Here is a 19,573-nt window from a genome sequence, read left to right as displayed (position 1 = left end):
CACCTCAATCACGGCGGAGCAGCATGGCCACGGCGATGGCGGTCAGGCTGAGGAGGACGACGCTCACGACGACGGTCGTGTGCAGGGCGTTGACGAAGGCCCATCGGGCGGCGTTGAGCAGCGCGTCGCCCGCGCTGCCGCCGATCTCGTGCGCCACGTGGGCGGCTCCGGCGAGTGACTGCCTGGCCTGGTCCATGCCGCCGGCGGGCACGCCGGGCACGGCGGTCAGCGCGGGCGCGTACGCGATGGTGGTGATGGTGCCGAGCACCGCGACGCCCAGGCCGGCGCCCAGCTCGTAGGCGGTCTCCTCGATGGCGGCCGCGCCACCCGCGTGGGACTCGGGTACGGAGGACATGATCGTGTCGGAGGCGGCCAGGAGGGCGACCTGCACACCGAAGCCGATGCCCACGAAGCAGACCGCGAGCATCACCGGATGGCCTTCGACGCCCCAGGTCAGAGTCGGGGTCAGGGCGACCGCGACGAGCCCGAGCCCGCCGCTCATGGTGGCCCGCAGGCCGATTTTGGGCAGGAAGTGGGCGGCGGCCAGGCCGCCGACGACGGCCGAGACGACCAGCGGCAGCATCCTGAGCGCCGCGCGCACGGGGCTGTCGCCGAGCACGAGCTGGAGATACTGCGCCAGCATCAGCTGCAGTCCCACCAGCGCGAACACGCCCAGCAGCACCCCGGTCACGCCGGTGCTGAACTCGCGGTCGCGAAACAGGCGGACCTCCAGCAGCGGCGAGGTGAGCCGGGTCTGCCGCCGGACGAACCACACGAGCAGCGCCACGCCGCCCAGGAAGATCGAGAAGGACGCGCCGAACGGCATCAGGCTGCCCGATCCGGCCTCCTTCAGCCCGAACGCCAGCGCCAGGATGCCGAACACCGACAGCGCCGCGCTCAGGCCGTCCCACGGGCGGTCGGCCCGCTTGCGTGACTCGGGCAGCAGCCGGACGGCGGCGGGCAGCAGCACGAGCAGGATGGGCACGTTGACCAGGAAGACGGCGCCCCACCAGATGCCCACGAGCAGCCCGCCGACCAGCGGCCCGATCGCGGCGCCGGCGGCGGCGACCGCGCTCCAGACGCCGAGCGCGATGGCGCGCTCGCGCCGGTCGGTGAAGACCTGGCGGATCAGGGAGAGCGTGGCCGGCATGATCATCGCGCCGCCGACGCCCAGCAGCGCCCTGAACACGATCAGCGCCAGCGGTGTGGGGGAGAAGGCGGCGGCGGCCGAGGCCACTCCGAACAGGACGAACCCCGCCAGCACCAGCCTCTTGCGTCCGTAACGGTCACCCAGGGCGCCGAACATGATCAGCAACGGCGCCACGACCAGCGAGTAGACGTCGATGATCCAGAGCAGTTGCACCGCCGACGGCTCCAGCGCCGAGGTCAGCGCGGGCACCGCGATGTGCAGCACCGTGGCGTCGACCGTGATCAGGAGCAGGCTCAGACAGAGGACCAGGAGGATGGACCAGCGGTTGTCGTGCTCTCGCTGAACCGCGCGCCGTGCGACGGGCGCGGCCTGTGTGACGGTCATGGGCCTCCTCGCAGGCCGATCCGGTCACTACTGGCCCGCACGTGCTGGTGGTCACGGCCCGCGCGTCGGAACTCGTGGGCGGGCGACCGGCTCCCTCCTCCGAGCTCCTCCGCTCTGGCCTGCGTGGCAGCTTAAGCCATGCCATGCCCTTGGTATAGCGGTATGGACGCATCGAGCGCCCCACCGCCACCTCTCTAGAGAGATACAGCCATATGTCGGCACCTATCCAACCTTCGTTGACCAGCCGATCATGGACAGAGTGGGTACCGGCCCAGGCGATCAGTACCGCCCTGACCACAGCGACGACCACCACGACGACAAAGGCGACGACAACTCCGAGCGATCCTCGCGTGACTGGTGCCAGGAGGCCGTCACCCGCCTCGACGCGGGACGCCCCGAAGACGCGCTGACCGCCGCCCGCCGGGCGGCCGATCTCGACCCGTTCAGCGAATGGGCCCACCGCCTGATCAGCCTCGCCTTCGAACGACTCGGCCGCGACGCCGACGCGCTCCCGCCCGCGCGGGAGGCGGTGCGCCTGGCCCTCGGCTCCTGGCCGGCCAGGGTACGGCTGGCGGCGGTCCTGCGCCGGCTGCCCGGTCACTGGGACGAGGCCCTCGACGAGGCGGCCCTGGCCCGCCGCTTCGCCCCCGAGCAGCCCGGCCCGTACGTCCTCGACGGCGACCTGGCCCTGCTGCGCGCCGAGCACTCCCGCGCCGCGGCCGCCTACCGGGCCGCACTCGACCTCGACCCCGGACACCCCCAGGCCCGCGTCAACCTGGGCCTCACGCTGCTGCGCTGGGATCGCCCCCGCGCCCATCACGACCCCGCCTGGCCGATCGAGCCGCGCGAGACCGGCCGGGCCAGGCGCGCGCTGGAGGTGTGGTCGCGTCAGGCCCGCCTCCTGGTGGCGCTGGCCACGCTCGCGGTCGCGGTGGCCGCCCTCGGCTTCGACCGTGGGGCCGAGGCCCAGCTGGGCGGGTTCGCGGTGCTGGTGCTGCTGGTCCCGCTCACGCTCGGGCAGGCCCGCCGGGTCAGGGTCTGGTCGTACGTGCCGGGCATGCTCGGCCGTGACCCCTGGCTGGGCACCGCCGTGGTGTCGGCGGTGGCGTCGGTGGTCGCGTTCGCCGCCTGGCTGGGCCTGGCCGCGGTGCCGGGGGTGCCGCCGTCGTTCGACCCGGTATGGGCTGGTCTGGCGGCCATCGCGGTGCTGGGCTGGCCGATGCTCGCCGCCCTGCGCGCGCTGGCCGAGACCTGGCGCGGCCGCCCGCTCCGGGCCCTGACCGAGTTCACCCGCGCGGCGGGCGAGCGCACGGCCAGGCGGAACGCCGGGGTGGCGCTGTGGATCGTGCTCGGCCGCACGTGGTCGGTGCTGGTGCCGCTGCTGCTCGGCGCGCTGGCCGTGGAGCCGCGGGCGGCGCTGCTCGCCGTGGCGGCGCCGTACCCGCTGGTCGGTTCCTACCGGCGGGCCAGGTACCGGGAGGACAAGTGGCTGGCGGCGGCGACGCTCCTGGTCGCGTTCGCCGCGGCGGCCTGTGCGGCGGGCGGGACGCTGGGCTCGGCGTGGGGCTGGCGGGCGGGCCTGGGCGCGCTGGGCGCGGTGGCGATCGTGTTCGCGCTGCGGGCCGTGCGCGCGTGGTGGCGGGGCGCGCCAGGCCCCTGGCGCGCGTCCCTGATCATGTGCGACCTGCCCGCCGGCGCCGAACCGTCCGTCGAGCTGACCCCCGGGATACGGCAGGCGTTCGCGTACGCCAGGAACGTCGTGCTGACGTACGGCGACTCCCTGGGACCCCGGGTGGTCGGCGCGGTGGCGACGGTCGGGCCGTCCGGCGAGCTCAGGCTGATCGCCGAGACGGAGGCGTGGGAGGCGATCGAGACCGACCCCCGGGTGGCGGTGTTCGCGGCGGACCCGCTGCAACGCCGGTTCTGGGTGGAGGTGCGCGGCATCGCGCTGGCCGACGGCGACCTGCTGCGCGTCACGCCCAAGCAGGTGCTCATGGGTGAGTTCCCTGGGCGGCACCAGCGCCGCTAGCTAGAGTCATGTTCTATGCGAATCCTCCGCACTCCCGACGAATGTTTCGCCGCCCTGCCCGACTTCCCCTACGAACCGCGATACGCCGAGGTCGACGGGCTGCGCATGGCCTGGGTGGAGGACGGGCCGTCCGACGGCGAGCCCGTGGTCCTGCTGCACGGCGAGCCGAGCTGGTCGTTCCTCTACCGGCACGTCATGCCGGAGCTCGCGGCGGCCGGGCTGCGCGCCATCGCGGTCGACCTGGTGGGGTTCGGCCGCTCCGACAAGCCGGCCGAACCGGGCGACCACACCTACGCCCGGCACGTGGAGTGGACGCGGGCCTTGCTGTTCGACGCCCTGAAGCTGACCGGCGTCACCATGGTGGGCCAGGACTGGGGCGGCCTGATCGGGCTCAGGATCGCAGCCGAGCACCCGGAGCGCATCGCCAGGATCGTCGCCGCCAACACGGGCCTGCCGACCGGTGACATCCCCATGCCGGAGGTGTGGCACCGGTTCAAGGACGCGGTGGTCGACTCGCCCGCCCTGGACATCGCCCGATTCGTCCAGTCGGGCTGCAGGACCACGCTCTCGCCCGAGGTGCTCGCGGCCTACGACGCGCCGTTCCCCGACGAGTCGTACAAGGTGGGGCCCAAGGCCCTGCCCGGCCTGGTGCCGATCACCCCGGACGATCCGGCGGCGGCCGCCAACCGCGCGGGGTGGCAGGTGCTCACCACCCTCGACCGCCCTTTCCTGGTGGCCTTCTCCGACTCGGACCCGATCACGGGGGGCATGGCCCCGATCATGAAGCGGACGATGGCGGGCGCGGCCGGGCGCGAGCACCCGGTGATCGCCGGCGCGGGCCACTTCCTCCAGGAGGACGCGGGCGCCGAACTCGGCCGCCACGTAGCCGCATTCGTCAGTGTCACCTAGCGTGTCAGGTCCGCCCAATCGTTGGTCCGGTGCGATATAACCGGGGGCGGACCGGGGAGGCGTGATGCGTGAGTCCGACAGGGCCCAGGCCGCGGGGCGGGCCGCGGCCCGGGATCTGTTCGAGCGGGTGCGGCTGCGCTATTTCCGCCTTCCGCCGGCCGTGCGGCGGGTGATGTACATCTCCGCGCTGATCGGCGCGGTCGGGCTCGGCGCGGCCTTCGGCTGGGACCTGCCCCAGACCTTCGTGATCGCGCTGCTGGCGCTCGCCTTCGTCGCGCTCACCCTGCGCTTCCCGAGGGCCGCCGCGACCACGCTGGTGGTCGGCGTCTGGGTCGTGGTGACGATCGGGGTGTCGGGGCTGCTCTTCCCGGCGGGGTCGGCGCTGCTGCTCGCCCTGCTGGCGGTGCCGGTCGCCGCCGCCGCGCACCTGATCCGGTGGGTGACGCCGTGGCTGACCGCCCTGCTCGCCCTCCTGCCGGCCGGCCTGCTCGCCGCCGCCCTCTCCCTGGTCTCCGCGACCATCGCGGTCTGGGTGGCGTACGGCGTGGCGGCCGCGGCCCTGCTCTACCGGTTCCTGCTCGCCCGCCGGGCGCGGGCCGAGCTGACCGTCCAGGAGCAGGAGCAGCTCCGGATCCGGGTGCGCGAGGGCATGCCGGGGGCGCCCTCCGACAGGACGCCCCAGCCGCCCAGCATCTCGGTCGAGGAGGCGCTCAGCGAGCTGGAGAGCATGATCGGCCTGGCCCCGGTCAAGGAGCAGGTGCGTTCCATAGCCGCGTCCATCGAGGCGTCACGGCTGCGCGCCGAGGCGGGCTACACCGCCGGCCCGCCCACCCGGCACTTCGTCTTCGTCGGCCCGCCCGGCACCGGCAAGACCAGCGTGGCCCGTACGGTCGCGAAGATCTTCTACGCGTTCGGCCTGCTGGAGACGCCCTACGTGGTGGAGGCGCAGCGGGCCGACCTGGTGGGCGAATTCCTCGGCGCGACGGCGATCAAGACCAACGAGCTGGTCGACCGGGCGCTCGGCGGGGTGCTGTTCATCGACGAGGCCTACGGCCTGGTCATCTCGTCCGACGGCCAGCCCGACAGGTTCGGCGCCGAGGCCGTGCAGACCCTGCTCAAGCGGGCCGAGGACGACCGCGAGCGGCTGATCATCATCCTGGCCGGCTACGAGCAGGAGATGACCTCCTTCCTCACCTCCAACCCGGGCCTGGCCAGCAGGTTCGCCACCCGGGTGCGCTTTCCCAGCTACTCGCCCGGCGAGCTGGCCGAGATCACCGCGCTGCTCCAGCGGCAGCGGGGCGACACGATGTCGGGCGAGGGCGAGACGGCGCTGCTCGGCCTGTTCGAGGACGTGCAGCGGCGCGGGCTGGTCGACGAGCTGGGCAACGCCCGGTTCGTCCGCAGCCTGGTCGAGGCCGCCGCGCAGGCTCGCGACGTGCGGGTCGTGGGCGCGGGCGGCACGCCGACCACCAAGGACCTGGTGACCACGACCACGCCCGACGTGACCAAGGCGTTCAACGAGCTCACCGCGCGCTTCCGCGGCTACGAGGCCACGCCCACGCTGGAGGAGGCGCTGGCCGACCTCGACCGGATGGCCGGCCTGGCGCCGGTCAAGCGGCAGGTGCACGCCATCGCCGCGCAGCTGCAGGTGGCGCGGATGCGCCAGGAGCGTGGGCTGCCCACGCCGCCGCAGATGCGCCACTTCGTGTTCGTCGGGCCGCCCGGCACCGGCAAGACCACCGTGGCCAGGGTCCTCGGCCGGGTCTTCGCGGCGCTCGGCCTGCTGGCCCGGCCCGACGTGGTCGAGGCGCAGCGGGCCGACCTGGTCGGCCAGCACCTGGGCGCGACGGCGATCAAGACCAACGAGCTGGTCGACCGGGCGCTCGGCGGGGTGCTGTTCATCGACGAGGCCTACAGCCTGACCAACCCCGGCTACTCCGGCGGCGACGCCTTCGGCGCCGAGGCCGTGCAGACCCTGCTCAAGCGGGCCGAGGACGACCGCGACCGGCTCGTCATCGTGCTGGCCGGCTACCAGAACGAGATGGACGCGTTCCTGTCCACCAACCCCGGGCTGGCCAGCCGGTTCAACCAGCGGGTGGCCTTCCCCAGCTACTCACCGGCCGAGTTGTCGGAGATCGCCGTGCTGCTCGCCGACAAGTCGGGCGACCGGTTCGACGACGACGCGCTGCGCGACCTGGACGAGGTGTTCGCCTGGGTCTGCGACGAGCGGCTGATCGACGGGCTGGGCAACGGCCGGTTCGCCCGGTCGCTGTTCGAGCGCGCGGCCATGCGCCGCGACGTGCGGCTCGCGGCCCTGGCCGGCAAGGGTGGCGCCACCACCTCCGCCGAGCTGACCACGATCACCAGCGACGACGTCCGCACCGCGATCGACGAACTTTCCGGGCGCTGACCCGACGGTTCCGTGCGCCGTCCCCGTGCCATGGTGTAGCAATATGACTACGCACCGTGCGCGGGAGGGGGGTCGATGGCCGGATTCCTGGCGCGCAGGCTGCTCAACTACCTGGTGCTCGTCGTCGTCGCCTCCAGCCTCGCCTACCTGCTGGCGGCCAGTGCCCTCGACCCGCGCTCCAACTACGCCGACCGCACCCCCAAGCCGCCGCCGGCCGTGGTCGATGCCCAGCTCACCGCGCTCAACCTCAACGACCGCACCCCGCTGATCCAGCGTTACGCCACCTGGGCCGCCGGGGTGCTGCACGGCGACTTCGGCAAGAGCGTCACGGGCACGCCGGTCAACGACGACCTCGGCCGGCGGGCCGGCGTCACGGCCCGGCTGGTCCTGCTCGGGCTGGCCTGCGGCAGCCTCGCCGGGGTGCTGCTCGGCGCCTACGCGGCGGTCAGGCAGTACGGATGGTTCGACCGGCTGTCGGCGGGCGTGTCCTTCGTGGTGCTGGCGGTGCCCGTCGTCGTGCTGGCCAACATGCTGATCCTGTTCGGCACCTGGGCCAACGCGAACGTCTTCGGCCGGCAGGTGTTCCTGGTCAGCGGCGAATACAGCGTCGGGCTCGACACCGGGTTCTGGGGGAGCGCGCTCGACCGGGTCCAGCACCTGATCCTGCCCACGGTCTCGCTGTCGCTCGGGCTGGTCGCGGTCTTCAGCCGCTACCAGCGCAACATGATGCTCGACGTGCTCGGCGCCGACTACGTTCGCACCGCCATGGCCAAGGGGCTGAGCAGGCGCCAGGCGCTCATCAGGCACGCGCTGCGCACCGCGCTGATCCCCGTGGCGACCTACTTCGCCTTCACCTTCGGCACCCTGCTGGTCGGCGCCACCTTCACCGAGAAGATCTTCGGCTGGCACGGCCTGGGCGAGCAGCTGATCAACTCCATCTTCACCAATGACGTCAACACCGTGGCCGCCATCTCCTTGCTCGCCGCGATCGCGGTGCTCTGCGCCTCCCTGGCCGCCGACCTCATGCACGCCGCCCTGGACCCACGGGTGAGGGCGGGATGACCCTCTCCGAGGAGGAGCTGGGCGAGGAGCTGATCGGGGCCCGCGAGTCCAGGGCGCCGTCCCGGGTCCGGATCGTCGCCAGGAGGTTCTTCGGGTCCCGGCAGGGGCAGGTCGGCTTCGCCGTACTCGTGCTGATGTTCCTGCTGGCGTTCGCCGGGCCGATGCTCAGCCCGTGGTCCTACACCGACAAGGACTTCACCGCGTTCCTGCAGCCCCCGTCGGCCACCCACTGGTTCGGCACCCTGCAGACGGGCGCCGACGTCTACGCGGTCACACTGCGCGGCATGCAGAAGTCGCTCATCGTCGGCCTGCTCGCCGCCCTGGTGTCCACCGCGCTGGCCGCCGTGGTCGGTGCCTTCGCCGGCTACTTTCCGGGCTGGCCCGACCGGGCGCTGTCCTGGGTCACCGACCTGCTGCTGGTGCTGCCCGCGTTCCTCATCCTGGCGATCATGTCGCCGCTGTTCGGGGCCGGTAAGTGGGTGCTGTTCGTGATCATGCTGGCGCTGTTCCTCTGGATGGTCACCTCCAAGATCGTCAGAGGGATGACCATCTCGCTGAAGCGGCGTGAGTTCATCCAGGCGGCCCGGTTCATGGGCGTCCCGCCGATCAGGATCATCTTCCGGCACGTGATCCCCAACCTGTCGTCGCTGCTGATCGTCGACGCCACCCTCAACGTCAGCGCCGCCATCCTCACCGAGACCTCGCTGTCCTACTTCGGCTTCGGCATCCAGCCGCCCGACGTCTCCTTCGGCACGCTCATCGCCGACGGCTCCAGGACCGCCGTCTACGCGCCGTGGACGTTCTGGTTCGTCGCGGGGCTGCTGGTGATCACCGTGCTGGCGGTCAACCTCATCGGCGACTCCCTGCGCGACGCCTTCGACCCGACCTCCGCGAGGCGGCGATGACCCCGGTCCTCGAAGTCGCGGGCCTCAGCGTCTCCTTCGGCCCGGTGCCCGCCGTGCGCGGAGTGAGCTTCGAGGTACGCCGGGGCGAGGTGCTCGGCATCGTGGGGGAGTCCGGCTCCGGCAAGTCCGTCACCTCGGCCGCGATCATGGGTTTGCTGCCGCCCGGCGCCACGGTCACCGGGTCGGTGCGGCTGCACGGCAGGGAGCTGATCGGCGCCCGCGAGCGCGACCTGACCGCCCTGCGCGGCAGGACGATGTCCATGGTCTTCCAGGACCCGCTGTCCGCGCTGACCCCCGTCTACCGGGTGGGCGACCAGGTCGCCGAGGCCGTCCGGGTGCACCAGCGGGTCAGCCGCGAGCAGGCCATGGTCAAGGCCGTCGAGCTGCTCGACCTGGTCGGCATCCCCAACGCCGGACAGCGGGCGCTGGCGTTCCCGCACGAGTTCTCCGGCGGGATGCGGCAGCGCGTGATGATCGCGATGGCCATCGCCAACGACCCCGATGTGATCATCTGCGACGAGCCCACGACCGCGCTCGACGTCACCATCCAGGCGCAGGTGCTGGAGGTGCTGAAGAAGGCCCAGCGGGAGACGGGCGCCGCGATCGTGATGATCACGCACGATCTCGGGGTGGTGGCCGGCTTCGCCGACCGGGTGCTCGTCATGTACGCGGGCCGGGTCGTCGAGGCGGGCGACGTCGACGACATCTACTACCGGATGCGGATGCCCTACACCGCGGGGCTGCTCGGCTCGATCCCGCGGGTCGACCAGGGCGGGCGCCCGCTGGTGCCGATCGAGGGCACCCCTCCGTCTCCCGCGGCGCTGCCGCCCGGGTGCCCGTTCGCGCCACGCTGCCCGATGCGGATCGAGGCCTGCGTCCACGGTGAGCCGCCGCTGTTCGACGTGGGCGCGGGCCACGGGGCGGCGTGCATCCGGTGGGAGCAGGTCCGGCCGAGCACCCTCGGCGAGCATCCGCCGCCCGCCCCGAGGCCGCCGCGCGGCGAGCCGGTGCTGCGGGTGGACGACCTGGTCAAGGAATACCCGCTGATGCGGGGCTCGGTGTTCAAGCACCGCGTCGGCACGGTCCACGCGGTGGCCGGGATCAGTTTCGACCTCCGCGAGGGCGAGACGCTCGGGCTGGTCGGCGAGTCGGGCTGCGGCAAGACCACGACCCTGCTGGAGATCCTGGAGCTGACCAGGCCGCAGCGGGGCCGCATCGTCGTGCTCGGTCACGACACCGCCCGGCTGGGCGCGGCCGAGCGGATGGCGATCCGGCGTGACATGCAGGTCGTCTTTCAGGACCCGCTGGCCTCGCTCGACCCCCGCATGACCGTCTACGACCTGCTCGCCGAGCCGCTGCGCACACACGCCAGGGGCAACCCTGGCCGCCGGATCGGCGAGCTGCTCGCCCTGGTCGGGCTCGACCCCTCCCACGCCGCCCGCTACCCGCAGGACTTCTCGGGCGGGCAGCGCCAGCGCATCGGCATCGCCCGCGCCCTCGCCCTGGAACCCAGACTGCTGGTGCTCGACGAGCCGGTCTCGGCGCTCGACGTGTCGATCCAGGCCGGAGTCATCAACCTGCTCGGCTCGCTGCGGGCCCGGCTCGGCCTGTCCTATCTGTTCGTGGCGCACGACCTGGCCGTGGTCCGCCACATCGCCGACCGGGTGGCGGTGATGTACCTCGGCAGGATCGCCGAGATCGGCGACGTGGACGCGGTCTACGGCACCCCGATGCACCCCTACACGCAGGCGCTGCTGTCGGCGATCCCGCTGCCCGACCCCGCCCGCGAGCGCTCGCGCCGCCGGATCCTGCTCGAAGGCGACCTGCCCAGCCCGGCCGACCCGCCGTCGGGCTGCCGGTTCCGCACCCGCTGCCCCAAGTTCCGGGCGGAGCTGACCGGCGAGCAGCGGGTCCTGTGCGTCGACGTCGAGCCCGAGATCCGGCCGCTCGGCGCCGACCAGGGCGTGGCCTGCCACTACGCCGAAAAACTCGAAGTCGTCTAGACCAGGAGGAATTCCTTGAAGAAAGCATCACGTCTGGCCGTCGCCATGGCCGTCGCCGGCTCGCTGTCGCTGACGGGCTGCGGGGGCGGCACGGGCGGCTCCGGCGGGCCGGTCGGCGGGGGTGACGCGCGGACGCTCAAGGCGTACGACATCAACCCGCAGCCGCGCGACCGGATCAGGGAGGGTGGCACGCTGCGCTGGGGCATCAACGAGTTCCCCGCCCAGTGGAACCGCAACCACGTCGACGGCAACCTCGCGGTGGCCGCCATGATCAGCAACGCGCTGCTGCCCACGCCGTTCCTCTCCAACGAGAAGGCGGAGATCGCCCCCAACCCCGACTACCTGCTCAAGGCCGAGGTCACCGGCAACGAGCCCAAGCAGGTCGTCACCTACACGCTCAACCCCAAGGCCAGATGGTCCGACGGCAAGCCCATCACCTGGGCCGACTACCAGGCGCAGTGGCAGGCGCTCAACGGTCGCGACCCCGCCTTCCACATCGTCTCCTCGACCGGCTACCAGGACATCGAGCGGGTCGAGCGGGGCAAGGACGACCACACGGTGGTCGTCACCTTCGCCAGGCCGTTCGGTGACTGGCAGTCGCTGTTCGGGCCGCTGCTGCCCGCCGCCACCAACAGGACGCCCCAGGCGTTCAACGAGTCCTGGCTGAACAAGATCCCGGTGACGGCCGGGCCGTTCGCCTTCAAGGGCTTCGACCAGACGGCCAAGACCATCACGCTGGTCCGCGACGCCAAGTGGTGGGGCGAGCGGGCCAAGCTCGACCGGATCATCTACCGCGCCTCGGAGCAGGACTCCCTGATGGGCGCGTTCGGCAATGGCGAGCTCGACATCACCGACGTCGGCCCGTCGGCGCCCGACTACGCCCGCGCCAGGTCCACTCAGGGAGCCCAGGTGCGGCAGGCCGCCGGCCCCGACTTCCGCCACTTTACCTTCAACGGCTCCAGCGAGCCGCTCAGGGACGTACGCGTGCGCCAGGCGATCCAGCTGGGCATCAACCGTGACGCCATCGCCCAGTCCGACCTGGCGGGCCTCGACTGGCCGATCACCCCGCTCAACAACCACTTCTTCATGAACACCCAGGAGGGCTACCAGGACAACGCCGGCGACCTGGGCGTCTACAACCCCGAGCGGGCCAAGCGGATGCTGGACGAGGCGGGCTGGAAGCTCACCGGCCAGGTGCGGACCAAGGACGGCAAGCCCCTCGCCCTGCGGTTCGTGGTGCCGTCGGGCGTGCAGACCAGCAAGTCCGAGGGCGAGCTGGCGCAGAGCATGCTCGGCCAGATCGGGGTCAAGGTGTCCATCCAGGCGGTGCCCAGCGACGACTTCTTCACCAAGTACGTGATCCCTGGCAACTTCGACATCACCCCCTTCGCGTACATCGGGACCCCCTTCCCGGTGTCGAGCAGCTACGGCGTCTACGCGAACTCACCCGATGGCAAGAACTGGAACGCCAACTTTGGCCGCACCGGCTCCGAGGCCATCGACCGGGCGATGAACAAGGCGAGCCAGAACCTCGACCCCGCGCAGGCGCGGGCCGACGCCAACGCCGCCGACAAGCTGATCTGGCAGGAGGTCAACGTGCTGCCCCTCTACCAGCGGCCGCAGTTCGTGGCGGTCAAGCAGTCGCTGGCCAACGTGGGCGCGCGCGGCTTCTACGACCTCCGTTACCAGGACATCGGCTTCACCGGCTGACGCCCCAGTCTGGCGGCGCGGTCTGTCGGCGAGGTCAGATAGAAGTGACGGGTGACCCTTCAGCTGACATGGCCGCAGATCCTTTCCTGGCGGCTGCGGAGACAGTTCGTGAGCGGCTCTGGCGGCACCGACGCGGTCTCGGTCGTCCGCAGGTTGTGCGGCGTCCAGACCCAGGTCGCCTCCTCGGCCCAGCTGGCCGTGGCCCTCAGGAGCGCCACGCCCGGCCCCGGCGCCGTCGACCGGGCGTTGTGGGCCGACCGGAGTCTGGTCAAGACCTGGATCATGCGCGGCACCCTGCACCTCCTGCCGTCCGACGAGCTGGCCGGCTGCTGCGCGGCCCTCGCCACGCTGCGGTTCTGGGAGAAGGGCTCCTGGCAGCGCGGCCACGGCGTCACCGCGGCCGAGATCGAGGCCGTCATCGAGGCCGTGCCCCAGGCGCTGGGAGAGCGGGCGCTGACCCGTGACGAGCTGGTCGACGCCGTCGTCGACGTCACCGGCGACGCCCATCTGAGGCAGGCGCTCACGTCCGGCTGGGGTGCCCTGCTCAAGCCGCTCAGCCGCCTCGGCGAGCTCTGCTACGGCCCGCCGCGCGACGGCAGGGTGACGTTCACCGCGCCCCGTCACTGGCTGCCGGGCTGGCCACCGGTGCTCCCGCCGCAGGAGGAGGCCGGTGTGCGTCTGGCCCGTGCCTTCCTCGGCGCCCACGGCCCGGCGACGCCCGAGATGTTCGACAAGTGGCTCTTCGGCGGCATCGCCAAGAAGGCCGTGCTCAAGGCCTGGTTCCTCGACCTCGGGCCCGAGCTGACCGAGGTCGAGGCGGATGACGGCCGCCGATTGCTCGCCCTGACCGAGCACCTCGACGACCTCGCCGCCACCCGGGCGTCCGGCGAGACGCACCTGCTGCCGGGATTCGACCAGTTCATTCTGGCGGCCCCTCGCGACCTGGAGCCGCTCATCCCGGCGGCCGTCAAGGCCAAGGTCAGCCGTCAGGCCGGGTGGATCTCTCCTGTGGTGATCCACGAGGGCAGGGTGACGGGCGTCTGGGAGCGCAAGGGCGGGCAGATCGGCCTCGACCTGTTCGCGCCGGTGCCCGAGGGCGCCCTGCGCCGCGCCGTCTCGCGGATCGAGTCCCTTCTCGCCGCCGTGCCCGACGAGCCATGACGGTGGGTCCGGGCACCGGGAGCTCCCGGCGGGAGGTGGAGTTCTGCGAAGCTTGGCGTATGTCGCGCCCCTTCTCGCAGGTTGACGTCTTCACCGCCACGCCCTACTTCGGCAACCCCCTCGCGGTCGTCCTCGACGCGGACGGCCTGAGTGCCGAGCAGATGCAACGGTTCGCCCACTGGACCAATCTGTCCGAGACCACGTTCGTGCTGCCGCCGAGCGTGCCCGAAGCCGACTACCAGGTCCGGATCTTCACCCCCTTGTCCGAGCTGCCGTTCGCCGGTCATCCCACACTCGGCACCTGCCACGCCTGGCTGGAGGCCGGCGGCACCCCCAAGGACGACGCCGCGATCGTGCAGGAGTGCGGCGCCGGGCTGGTGCAGGTGCGCAGGACCGACGACGGGCTCGCGTTCGCCGCGCCGCCGCTGAGACGGTCGGGGCCGATCGACGAGCCGCAGGTCAGGCACATCGCCGAGCTGCTGGGCGTCGGCCGCGACGAGATCGTCGACGCCGAATGGGCCGACAACGGCCCCGGCTGGGCGGCCGTGCTGCTCCGTGACGCCGACGCGGTGCTCGCGCTGCGGCCCGGCCGCGTCGACCTCGACCTCGGCGTGGTGGGGCCCTACCCGCCCGGATCGCCGCTCGCCTTCGAGCTGCGGGCGTTCTGCCCGTTCGAGGGCGGCACGGTGGAGGATCCGGTCACCGGCAGCCTCAACGCCTCCGTCGCCCAGTGGCTGCTGCGCACCGGCCGCGCCACCGCCCCCTACGTGGCCGGCCAGGGCACCGTGCTCGGCCGGGCGGGCCGGGTGCACGTCTCGGCCGACGCCGGCCAGACCGTCTGGGTGGGCGGCTCCACCGTCACGTGCGTCAGCGGGCAGGTCGAGCTGTGAAGCGCACCTCGTCGCCCGGGCACAGCTGGGCCGCGATCGAGAGGTCGGCCGCCGCGACCACGCCGATCACGGGATAGCCGCCCGTCGGCGGATGGTCGGCCAGGAACACGATCGGCTGTCCGCTCGGCGGCACCTGGACGGCCCCGGTGACCATGCCCTCGCTGGGCAGTTCGCCCTCCCGGGCCCGCGCCAGCTCCCGGCCGCGCAGGCGTACCCCCACGCGGTTGCTGTCCTGGCTCACCTCGTACGGCCGCGCGCACAGCTCGGCGAGCGCGTCCGGGACGAACCAGTCGTCGCGCGGCCCGGGCAGCACCCGCAGCACCGCCGGGCCGGGGGAGCGGGCCGGCGCCAGGTCGACGGAGATCGGCGCCGCCGCGCCGACGGCGCCCACGGGCAGGACGGTCCCCGCGCGCAGCGGCTCGGGACCGAGCCCCGACAGCGAGTCGGTGGACCGGCTGCCGAGCACCGGCTCGACCGCGATGCCGCCGCGCACGGCCAGATAGGTGCGCAGCCCCCGGGGCGGTGCGCCGAACAGCACCTCGCCCCCCGCCGGAACCCAGAACGGGACCCGCATGCCGGAGGCGGCGCCGCGGCTCGTCAGGGGGCAGGGCGCGCCCGTGACGGCGACCCACGCGCCCGAGCGGAACACCAGCCGGGCCCCGCCGTAGGTCAGCTCGATCCCGGCCGCCCCCTCGGGGTTGCCGACCAGGCGGTTGGCCAGCCGCAGACTGCCCGCGTCGGCCGCGCCCGAACCGGGCACCCCCAGGTGGGCGTAGCCGCGGCGCCCCAGATCCTGGACGGTCGCGTACGGGCCGGGCGCGAGCACCTCGATCATGCGCGCTCGAATCGCACGCGGATCCCCGGCCGGAACGGCGACGGCGGATCGGCGCCGGTGTCCCACACCCGCACCGAGGTGCGGCCCAGCAGCCGCCACCCGCCGGGCGAGGCGCTGGGGTAGACGGCGGAGTAGGGCCCGGCGACGGCCACCGAGCCGGCGGGCACCGAGGTGCGCGGCGTGTCCAGGCGCGGCAGGTGGAGCGCCGGATCCAGCCCGGTCAGATAGGCGAACCCCGGAGCGAACCCCAGCCACCCGACCACCAGCTCCCGCCCGGTGTGCCGGGCGATCACCTCCTCCACGGACAGCCCCGCCAACGCCGCCGCGGAATCGAGATCCGCTCCGTCATAGACGACCGGAATCGTCACCACGTCCTCCGGCGCCGGTCGCGAGGGCGTGCCAGGCGTCTGCTCGCGCGCCTCGGCGAGCAGCTCATCCAGCCGAGCCCGTAGCCGGTGCTGGTCCGCTCCGGGGGCCACGACCAGCACGGTCTCCGGCCCGGGCACGATCTCCACCACCCCTTCGGGACCCCGGGCGCGCAGCACGGCGTCGAGCCGGTGAGAAACCTCCAGCGCCCCCGTCTCCACGAGCAACGCGTGCTCGCCGGCCGTCCGGATCACGCCGCCACCCCGCGTCCTGGGCGCGACGGTCACGCGAACGCCTGCAGAACCACACCCGCCTCCAGCAGCCCGTCTCGTACGGCCTGCGCCAGCACCACGGCGCCGGGGGTGTCGCCGTGGACACAGATGGAGCGGGCCGAGACCGGCACCGGGGTGCCGTCGATCGAGGTCACCGAGCCCTCCACGGCCATCCGCACCGCGCGGGCCGACACCGCGGCCGGGTCGTGGACGAGCGCCCCGGGCTCCCGGCGTGACACCAGGGCCCCGGCGGAGGTGTAGGCGCGGTCGGCGAACGCCTCCGCGATCGTGGCCACGCCCTCGGCCGCCGCCGCGCGGTGCACGACCGAGCCGGGCAGCGTGAGCACCGGCAGAGACGGGTCGTAGTCGACCACCGCGTCGACGAGCGCCGCCGCCTGCACCTCGTCGCGGCAGACGCGGTTGTAGAGCGCGCCGTGCGGCTTGACGTAGGAGACCCGCCCGCCCATCGCCCGGGCGATGCCGTCGACGGCGGCCAGCTGGTAGAGCACCTCGGCGCAGAGCTCCTCCGGCTCCATGTCCATCTCCCTGCGCCCGAAGTGGGCCAGGTCGCGGTAGGACACCTGGGCCCCGATCGACACGCCCCGGTCGACGGCCGCCGCGCACGCGCGCCTGATCGTCACCGGGTCGCCGGCGTGGAAGCCGCAGGCCACGTTGGCGCTCGTGACGATGTCGAGCAGCGCGAGGTCGTCGCCGAGCTCCCAGATGCCGAAGCCTTCACCCAGGTCGGCGTTGAGGTCGATCACCATGGGTCCATCATGACGGCACGGTCACCTCGGCGCGACGAAGAGCGTCTGAGTCGCCGTGCCGACCTCGCCGCTCTCGTCGTACAGCGTGGAGCGGGTCAGGCCGCGGCCCGCCGGCCCGATGACGGTGGTGGCGTCCATGCAGATCCACTCTCCGGCGGGGGCGCGGAAGAGGGAGATCGTCAGGTCGACGTTCACGAACAGGTGGGTCTGGAAGTCGAGCGCGTGGCTGATGCCGTTGCCGCTGTCGGCGAACAGCGCCAGCCGCTCCAGCGGAGTGATCTCCTCGCCCTCGACCAGCGGCATCGAGACGTGGCCCCAGACCGTGGCGGGCCCGGTGACCATCGGCCCGCCGGTGACGAACCGCCAGTCCAGCGCCCTGCCGTAGCCGAATCCCGAGCCCAGCCACGAGCTCCGGTCGGCCTCGGAGCGCGGCGGGACGGGCGCGGGCGGGGCGGCGACCGGCGTCACGGGCGTGGCGGACTCCCGGATTCGCCAGGCGGTGGCGCGGCAGTGCTCGCGGTCGCCGGACCAGACGCTCGCGGCCAGGCACTGCACGCGCTTGCCGTCGCGGATCACGTCGGTGCGCAGTTCCAGCTCGCCCACCGGCACCGGGCCGAAGACGTCCACGACCAGGCGCGACAGCTCCAGGCCCGGCCTCGGGGCGGTCTGGGCGAGCTCGTGGGTGATCAGAGCGGTGACGGGGCCCATGTGCTGCGTGGCGGGATCCCACGGCCCCTGGGTGTGCTCCGACGCGAGGTAGCGGCCGGTCGCCAGCCGGGTGTACATCGACATAGAACGAAATTCTACGGCGAGACGGGAAGCGGGGGCGTGCCTAGATTTCGTCGGGGATGTCGGCGATGTCGTCCAAGGCGGCGGCGAGTTCCTCTGGGTCGCCGCCGATGCGCTCGGCGATCTCGATCAGAACGTGCAGCACGTCGTGACGGTCGTGGCCGAGGTCGAGCAGGCGCTGCGCCGCCTCCCACAGCTGCGGCGGGTCGCCCACCCACAACCGGCTGGCGATCTCCTCGTGCCAGGCCAGATGCTCCTCGTCGGCGGCGCCGACGTGGTCGATCTCCAGCAGGGTCCGCCGGTCGGCGTCGTCGGCCGGGTTGAGCCGGTCGAGGTCGACGCCGTTGTGCACGCCCTGCAGAAACGGGAACGCGAAGACCCGCCTGGCCAGCGCCGACAGGTCGCCGTCGGGCAGCAGCCGCTCCAGCAGCGGCCGGTCGAGCCCGAACGACGTCGGATCGCGGTAGGCCTCGGGAAACTTGCCGATCGCCTCCCACACCGCGTCGAGCGTGGCCTTCAGTCCCCGCTCGGGCAGCCCCGTGCGCCGCGCGGCGAAGCGTGCCCAGGCCGCCAGCACGTGTGGCATGGCCTCCTGCTCGGCGACGCTCAGCATCACCTTGCGCGGCAGCCAGTCGAGCAGGAAGGTCTCGCATTTGGTGGGGCTGACCCGCAACGGCCGGCTGAAGTCCTGCTCGCAGCCGTAGTCGATGATGTGGTCGGCGCAGCGCGAGGCGGCCGACGGGTCGGACAGGTGCTCGGCCGCGTCGGAGGCGAGGAACTCGGCGGCCAGCATCGCCCGCCGCTCGCGGCTGTAGGGGGCCTCGATGTGCAGCGGCGCCGGACGTTTGCGCCCCGGCGGCAGCGCTTTGAGCCGGGCCCGCGCGAACGCGTGGTAGGCGCTGTAGCTATCGCTGACCGGGGGAGGGGTCTTCGGCTCCCGGGTGGCCTTCATGGCCGACTCCAGCAGCGCCCTGGCCTGCTGCGGCTCGATCTCCTCGAACAGCAGCATCGCGTTGCCTGCCGCCTCGGCCCGCGCCTTCTCGATCAGCATGTCGACCTGGGAGGAGACCCAGGCGTCGCGCGCCATGCCGGACATGTTGTGGTCGACGACCATGACCAGCGCGTGGCGCTCCTGGCCGGCCTCGGCGGCGGACTCCTCGCCCCACCGGTAGGCGAACGTGCAGATCACCGTGTCCTGGTCGCCATAGGCGTCGCGGGAGACGTAACAGCCGGTGGGCTTGACCGCGCCGACCCGGTCGGCCCAGCCGGGCCTGGCCACGCCCGACTCCATGAGCGCGAGCGCCGCGCCCTCCGCCTTGGCGCCCTGGCGGGCCGTACCGAGGTAGGCCAGGCAGATGAGCAGGGTCAGCGACGCCGGGCTGCCCGCCTTGGCGGCGTAGTCGACCAGGCCCTCGCCGAGGACCTGCTCCACATCACCGCCCCTGACCCGCCGGCCCCACCAGGCGCCGATCATGTCGGAGACCATCAACTCCGCGTCCAAGGGGCTGCGCACCGCGAGCAGCTCGCGAGCCGCCTGCACCATCTCCTTGAACACATCGTCTGGCGGGGTGCTCTCCCGGGGATCTCGTCGGTGTCGGCGCACGCCCTCACTCTCTCGCATTCCAGGCGTAAACGGTGCGTAGAACGCGGCCTGGTGACCCCGATGTTATCGGGGAGTTCGGGGCGGAGGTGCGGAGTTGACGATCGCGAGCAGGTGCTCTCGCGCGATGCGTTCCACGATCTCCGGTGTCGCCGTGATGCCAAGGTGCTGCGCGCACGCGCACACGTCGGCGACGCAGCGGTCGATCGTGTCCACGGGCACGGTCAGGAACTCTTCGGCCAGCCTGTGACTGACCGGCTCCCTGAGAAAGCGTGTGGCCAGAGCGAGCATAGATGTGAGATTCCTCTGGAGGCCCGGGGCAAACCCCCAG

At 72.5% G+C, this 19,573-nt stretch carries 16 protein-coding genes; 9 read left to right on the top strand and 7 right to left on the bottom strand.

What is annotated here, in order from left to right; genetic code table 11:
* Positions 1-4: 4 nt before the first annotated feature.
* A complete protein-coding gene (locus tag AB0I38_RS32815; RefSeq protein ID WP_358489050.1) occupies positions 5-1,534 on the bottom strand; it encodes an MFS transporter in 1,530 nt (509 codons plus the stop codon).
* 259 nt (positions 1,535-1,793) lie between these two features.
* Here AB0I38_RS32815 and AB0I38_RS32810 point away from each other — a divergent pair, with 259 nt between their 5' ends.
* The 9 genes from AB0I38_RS32810 to AB0I38_RS32770 all read left to right on the top strand — a co-directional run bounded on the left by AB0I38_RS32810 (position 1,794) and on the right by AB0I38_RS32770 (position 14,613).
* A complete protein-coding gene (locus tag AB0I38_RS32810; protein WP_358489045.1) occupies positions 1,794-3,563 on the top strand; it encodes a tetratricopeptide repeat protein in 1,770 nt (589 codons plus the stop codon).
* Positions 3,564-3,578: 15 nt separating this feature from the next.
* Positions 3,579-4,472 carry a haloalkane dehalogenase gene (locus AB0I38_RS32805; RefSeq protein WP_358489041.1) on the top strand — a complete coding sequence of 298 codons (894 nt, stop codon included), beginning with the start codon at positions 3,579-3,581 and terminating at the stop codon, positions 4,470-4,472.
* A gap of 64 nt (positions 4,473-4,536) precedes the next feature.
* Positions 4,537-6,882 (top strand): AAA family ATPase, encoded by a 2,346-nt coding sequence (locus tag AB0I38_RS32800; protein ID WP_358489035.1) that lies wholly within the window; start codon positions 4,537-4,539, stop codon positions 6,880-6,882.
* A 75-nt stretch (positions 6,883-6,957) separates the two neighbouring features.
* A complete protein-coding gene (locus tag AB0I38_RS32795) occupies positions 6,958-7,944 on the top strand; it encodes an ABC transporter permease (RefSeq protein ID WP_358489029.1) in 987 nt (328 codons plus the stop codon).
* Positions 7,941-8,849, top strand: coding sequence for an ABC transporter permease (locus AB0I38_RS32790; RefSeq protein ID WP_358489023.1), 909 nt, complete (start codon positions 7,941-7,943; stop codon positions 8,847-8,849). The genes AB0I38_RS32795 and AB0I38_RS32790 overlap by 4 nt, the downstream gene beginning before the upstream one ends.
* Complete coding sequence (locus AB0I38_RS32785; RefSeq protein ID WP_358489019.1) at positions 8,846-10,852, top strand: ABC transporter ATP-binding protein; 2,007 nt, start codon at positions 8,846-8,848, stop codon at positions 10,850-10,852. The genes AB0I38_RS32790 and AB0I38_RS32785 overlap by 4 nt, the downstream gene beginning before the upstream one ends.
* 15 nt (positions 10,853-10,867) lie before the next feature.
* Complete coding sequence (locus AB0I38_RS32780) at positions 10,868-12,562, top strand: ABC transporter family substrate-binding protein (RefSeq protein ID WP_358489011.1); 1,695 nt, start codon at positions 10,868-10,870, stop codon at positions 12,560-12,562.
* A 108-nt stretch (positions 12,563-12,670) separates the two neighbouring features.
* The gene (locus AB0I38_RS32775) at positions 12,671-13,723 is read left to right on the top strand and encodes a winged helix DNA-binding domain-containing protein (RefSeq protein ID WP_358489006.1); all 1,053 of its coding nucleotides are present in this window, start codon (positions 12,671-12,673) and stop codon (positions 13,721-13,723) included.
* A gap of 59 nt (positions 13,724-13,782) precedes the next feature.
* Positions 13,783-14,613 carry a PhzF family phenazine biosynthesis protein gene (locus tag AB0I38_RS32770; protein WP_358489001.1) on the top strand — a complete coding sequence of 277 codons (831 nt, stop codon included), beginning with the start codon at positions 13,783-13,785 and terminating at the stop codon, positions 14,611-14,613.
* Here the strand turns inward: AB0I38_RS32770 and AB0I38_RS32765 are convergent.
* From AB0I38_RS32765 to AB0I38_RS32740, 6 genes are all read right to left on the bottom strand, one after another.
* The gene (locus AB0I38_RS32765) at positions 14,591-15,448 is read right to left on the bottom strand and encodes a biotin-dependent carboxyltransferase family protein (RefSeq protein ID WP_358488992.1); all 858 of its coding nucleotides are present in this window, start codon (positions 15,446-15,448) and stop codon (positions 14,591-14,593) included. The genes AB0I38_RS32770 and AB0I38_RS32765 overlap by 23 nt on opposite strands.
* Complete coding sequence (locus AB0I38_RS32760; protein WP_358488987.1) at positions 15,445-16,068, bottom strand: 5-oxoprolinase subunit B family protein; 624 nt, start codon at positions 16,066-16,068, stop codon at positions 15,445-15,447. Before AB0I38_RS32760 ends, AB0I38_RS32765 begins: the two co-directional genes overlap by 4 nt.
* A gap of 29 nt (positions 16,069-16,097) precedes the next feature.
* Positions 16,098-16,853 (bottom strand): LamB/YcsF family protein, encoded by a 756-nt coding sequence (locus AB0I38_RS32755; protein ID WP_358488982.1) that lies wholly within the window; start codon positions 16,851-16,853, stop codon positions 16,098-16,100.
* A 21-nt stretch (positions 16,854-16,874) separates the two neighbouring features.
* Positions 16,875-17,645 carry a thioesterase family protein gene (locus AB0I38_RS32750; RefSeq protein WP_358488977.1) on the bottom strand — a complete coding sequence of 257 codons (771 nt, stop codon included), beginning with the start codon at positions 17,643-17,645 and terminating at the stop codon, positions 16,875-16,877.
* Positions 17,646-17,685: 40 nt separating this feature from the next.
* A complete protein-coding gene (locus AB0I38_RS32745) occupies positions 17,686-19,185 on the bottom strand; it encodes a hypothetical protein (RefSeq protein WP_358488973.1) in 1,500 nt (499 codons plus the stop codon).
* Positions 19,186-19,308: 123 nt separating this feature from the next.
* Positions 19,309-19,533 (bottom strand): hypothetical protein, encoded by a 225-nt coding sequence (locus AB0I38_RS32740; RefSeq protein WP_189127215.1) that lies wholly within the window; start codon positions 19,531-19,533, stop codon positions 19,309-19,311.
* Between the last annotated feature and the right edge of the window lie 40 nt (positions 19,534-19,573).

The sequence above is a fragment of the Nonomuraea cavernae genome (genome assembly GCF_040655715.1).
GTDB classification, from domain to species: domain Bacteria; phylum Actinomycetota; class Actinomycetes; order Streptosporangiales; family Streptosporangiaceae; genus Nonomuraea; species Nonomuraea cavernae_A.
Note: the sequence above shows the minus strand (reverse complement) of the source record. Positions and strands in the feature narration are given on the sequence as shown.

Bases quoted from the DNA above. Each gene is read 5' to 3' on its own strand.
- AB0I38_RS32815 (WP_358489050.1), bottom strand. From the start codon at position 1,534: ATGACCGTCACACAGGCCGCGCCCGTCGCACGGCGCGCGGTTCAGCGA.
- AB0I38_RS32805 (WP_358489041.1), top strand. From the start codon at position 3,579: ATGCGAATCCTCCGCACTCCCGACGAATGTTTCGCCGCCCTGCCCGAC.
- AB0I38_RS32800 (WP_358489035.1), top strand. From the start codon at position 4,537: ATGCGTGAGTCCGACAGGGCCCAGGCCGCGGGGCGGGCCGCGGCCCGG.
- AB0I38_RS32795 (WP_358489029.1), top strand. From the start codon at position 6,958: ATGGCCGGATTCCTGGCGCGCAGGCTGCTCAACTACCTGGTGCTCGTC.
- AB0I38_RS32790 (WP_358489023.1), top strand. From the start codon at position 7,941: ATGACCCTCTCCGAGGAGGAGCTGGGCGAGGAGCTGATCGGGGCCCGC.
- AB0I38_RS32785 (WP_358489019.1), top strand. From the start codon at position 8,846: ATGACCCCGGTCCTCGAAGTCGCGGGCCTCAGCGTCTCCTTCGGCCCG.
- AB0I38_RS32770 (WP_358489001.1), top strand. From the start codon at position 13,783: ATGTCGCGCCCCTTCTCGCAGGTTGACGTCTTCACCGCCACGCCCTAC.
- AB0I38_RS32765 (WP_358488992.1), bottom strand. From the start codon at position 15,448: ATGATCGAGGTGCTCGCGCCCGGCCCGTACGCGACCGTCCAGGATCTG.
- AB0I38_RS32755 (WP_358488982.1), bottom strand. From the start codon at position 16,853: ATGGTGATCGACCTCAACGCCGACCTGGGTGAAGGCTTCGGCATCTGG.
- AB0I38_RS32750 (WP_358488977.1), bottom strand. From the start codon at position 17,645: ATGTCGATGTACACCCGGCTGGCGACCGGCCGCTACCTCGCGTCGGAG.
- AB0I38_RS32745 (WP_358488973.1), bottom strand. From the start codon at position 19,185: ATGGTGCAGGCGGCTCGCGAGCTGCTCGCGGTGCGCAGCCCCTTGGAC.
- AB0I38_RS32740 (WP_189127215.1), bottom strand. From the start codon at position 19,533: ATGCTCGCTCTGGCCACACGCTTTCTCAGGGAGCCGGTCAGTCACAGG.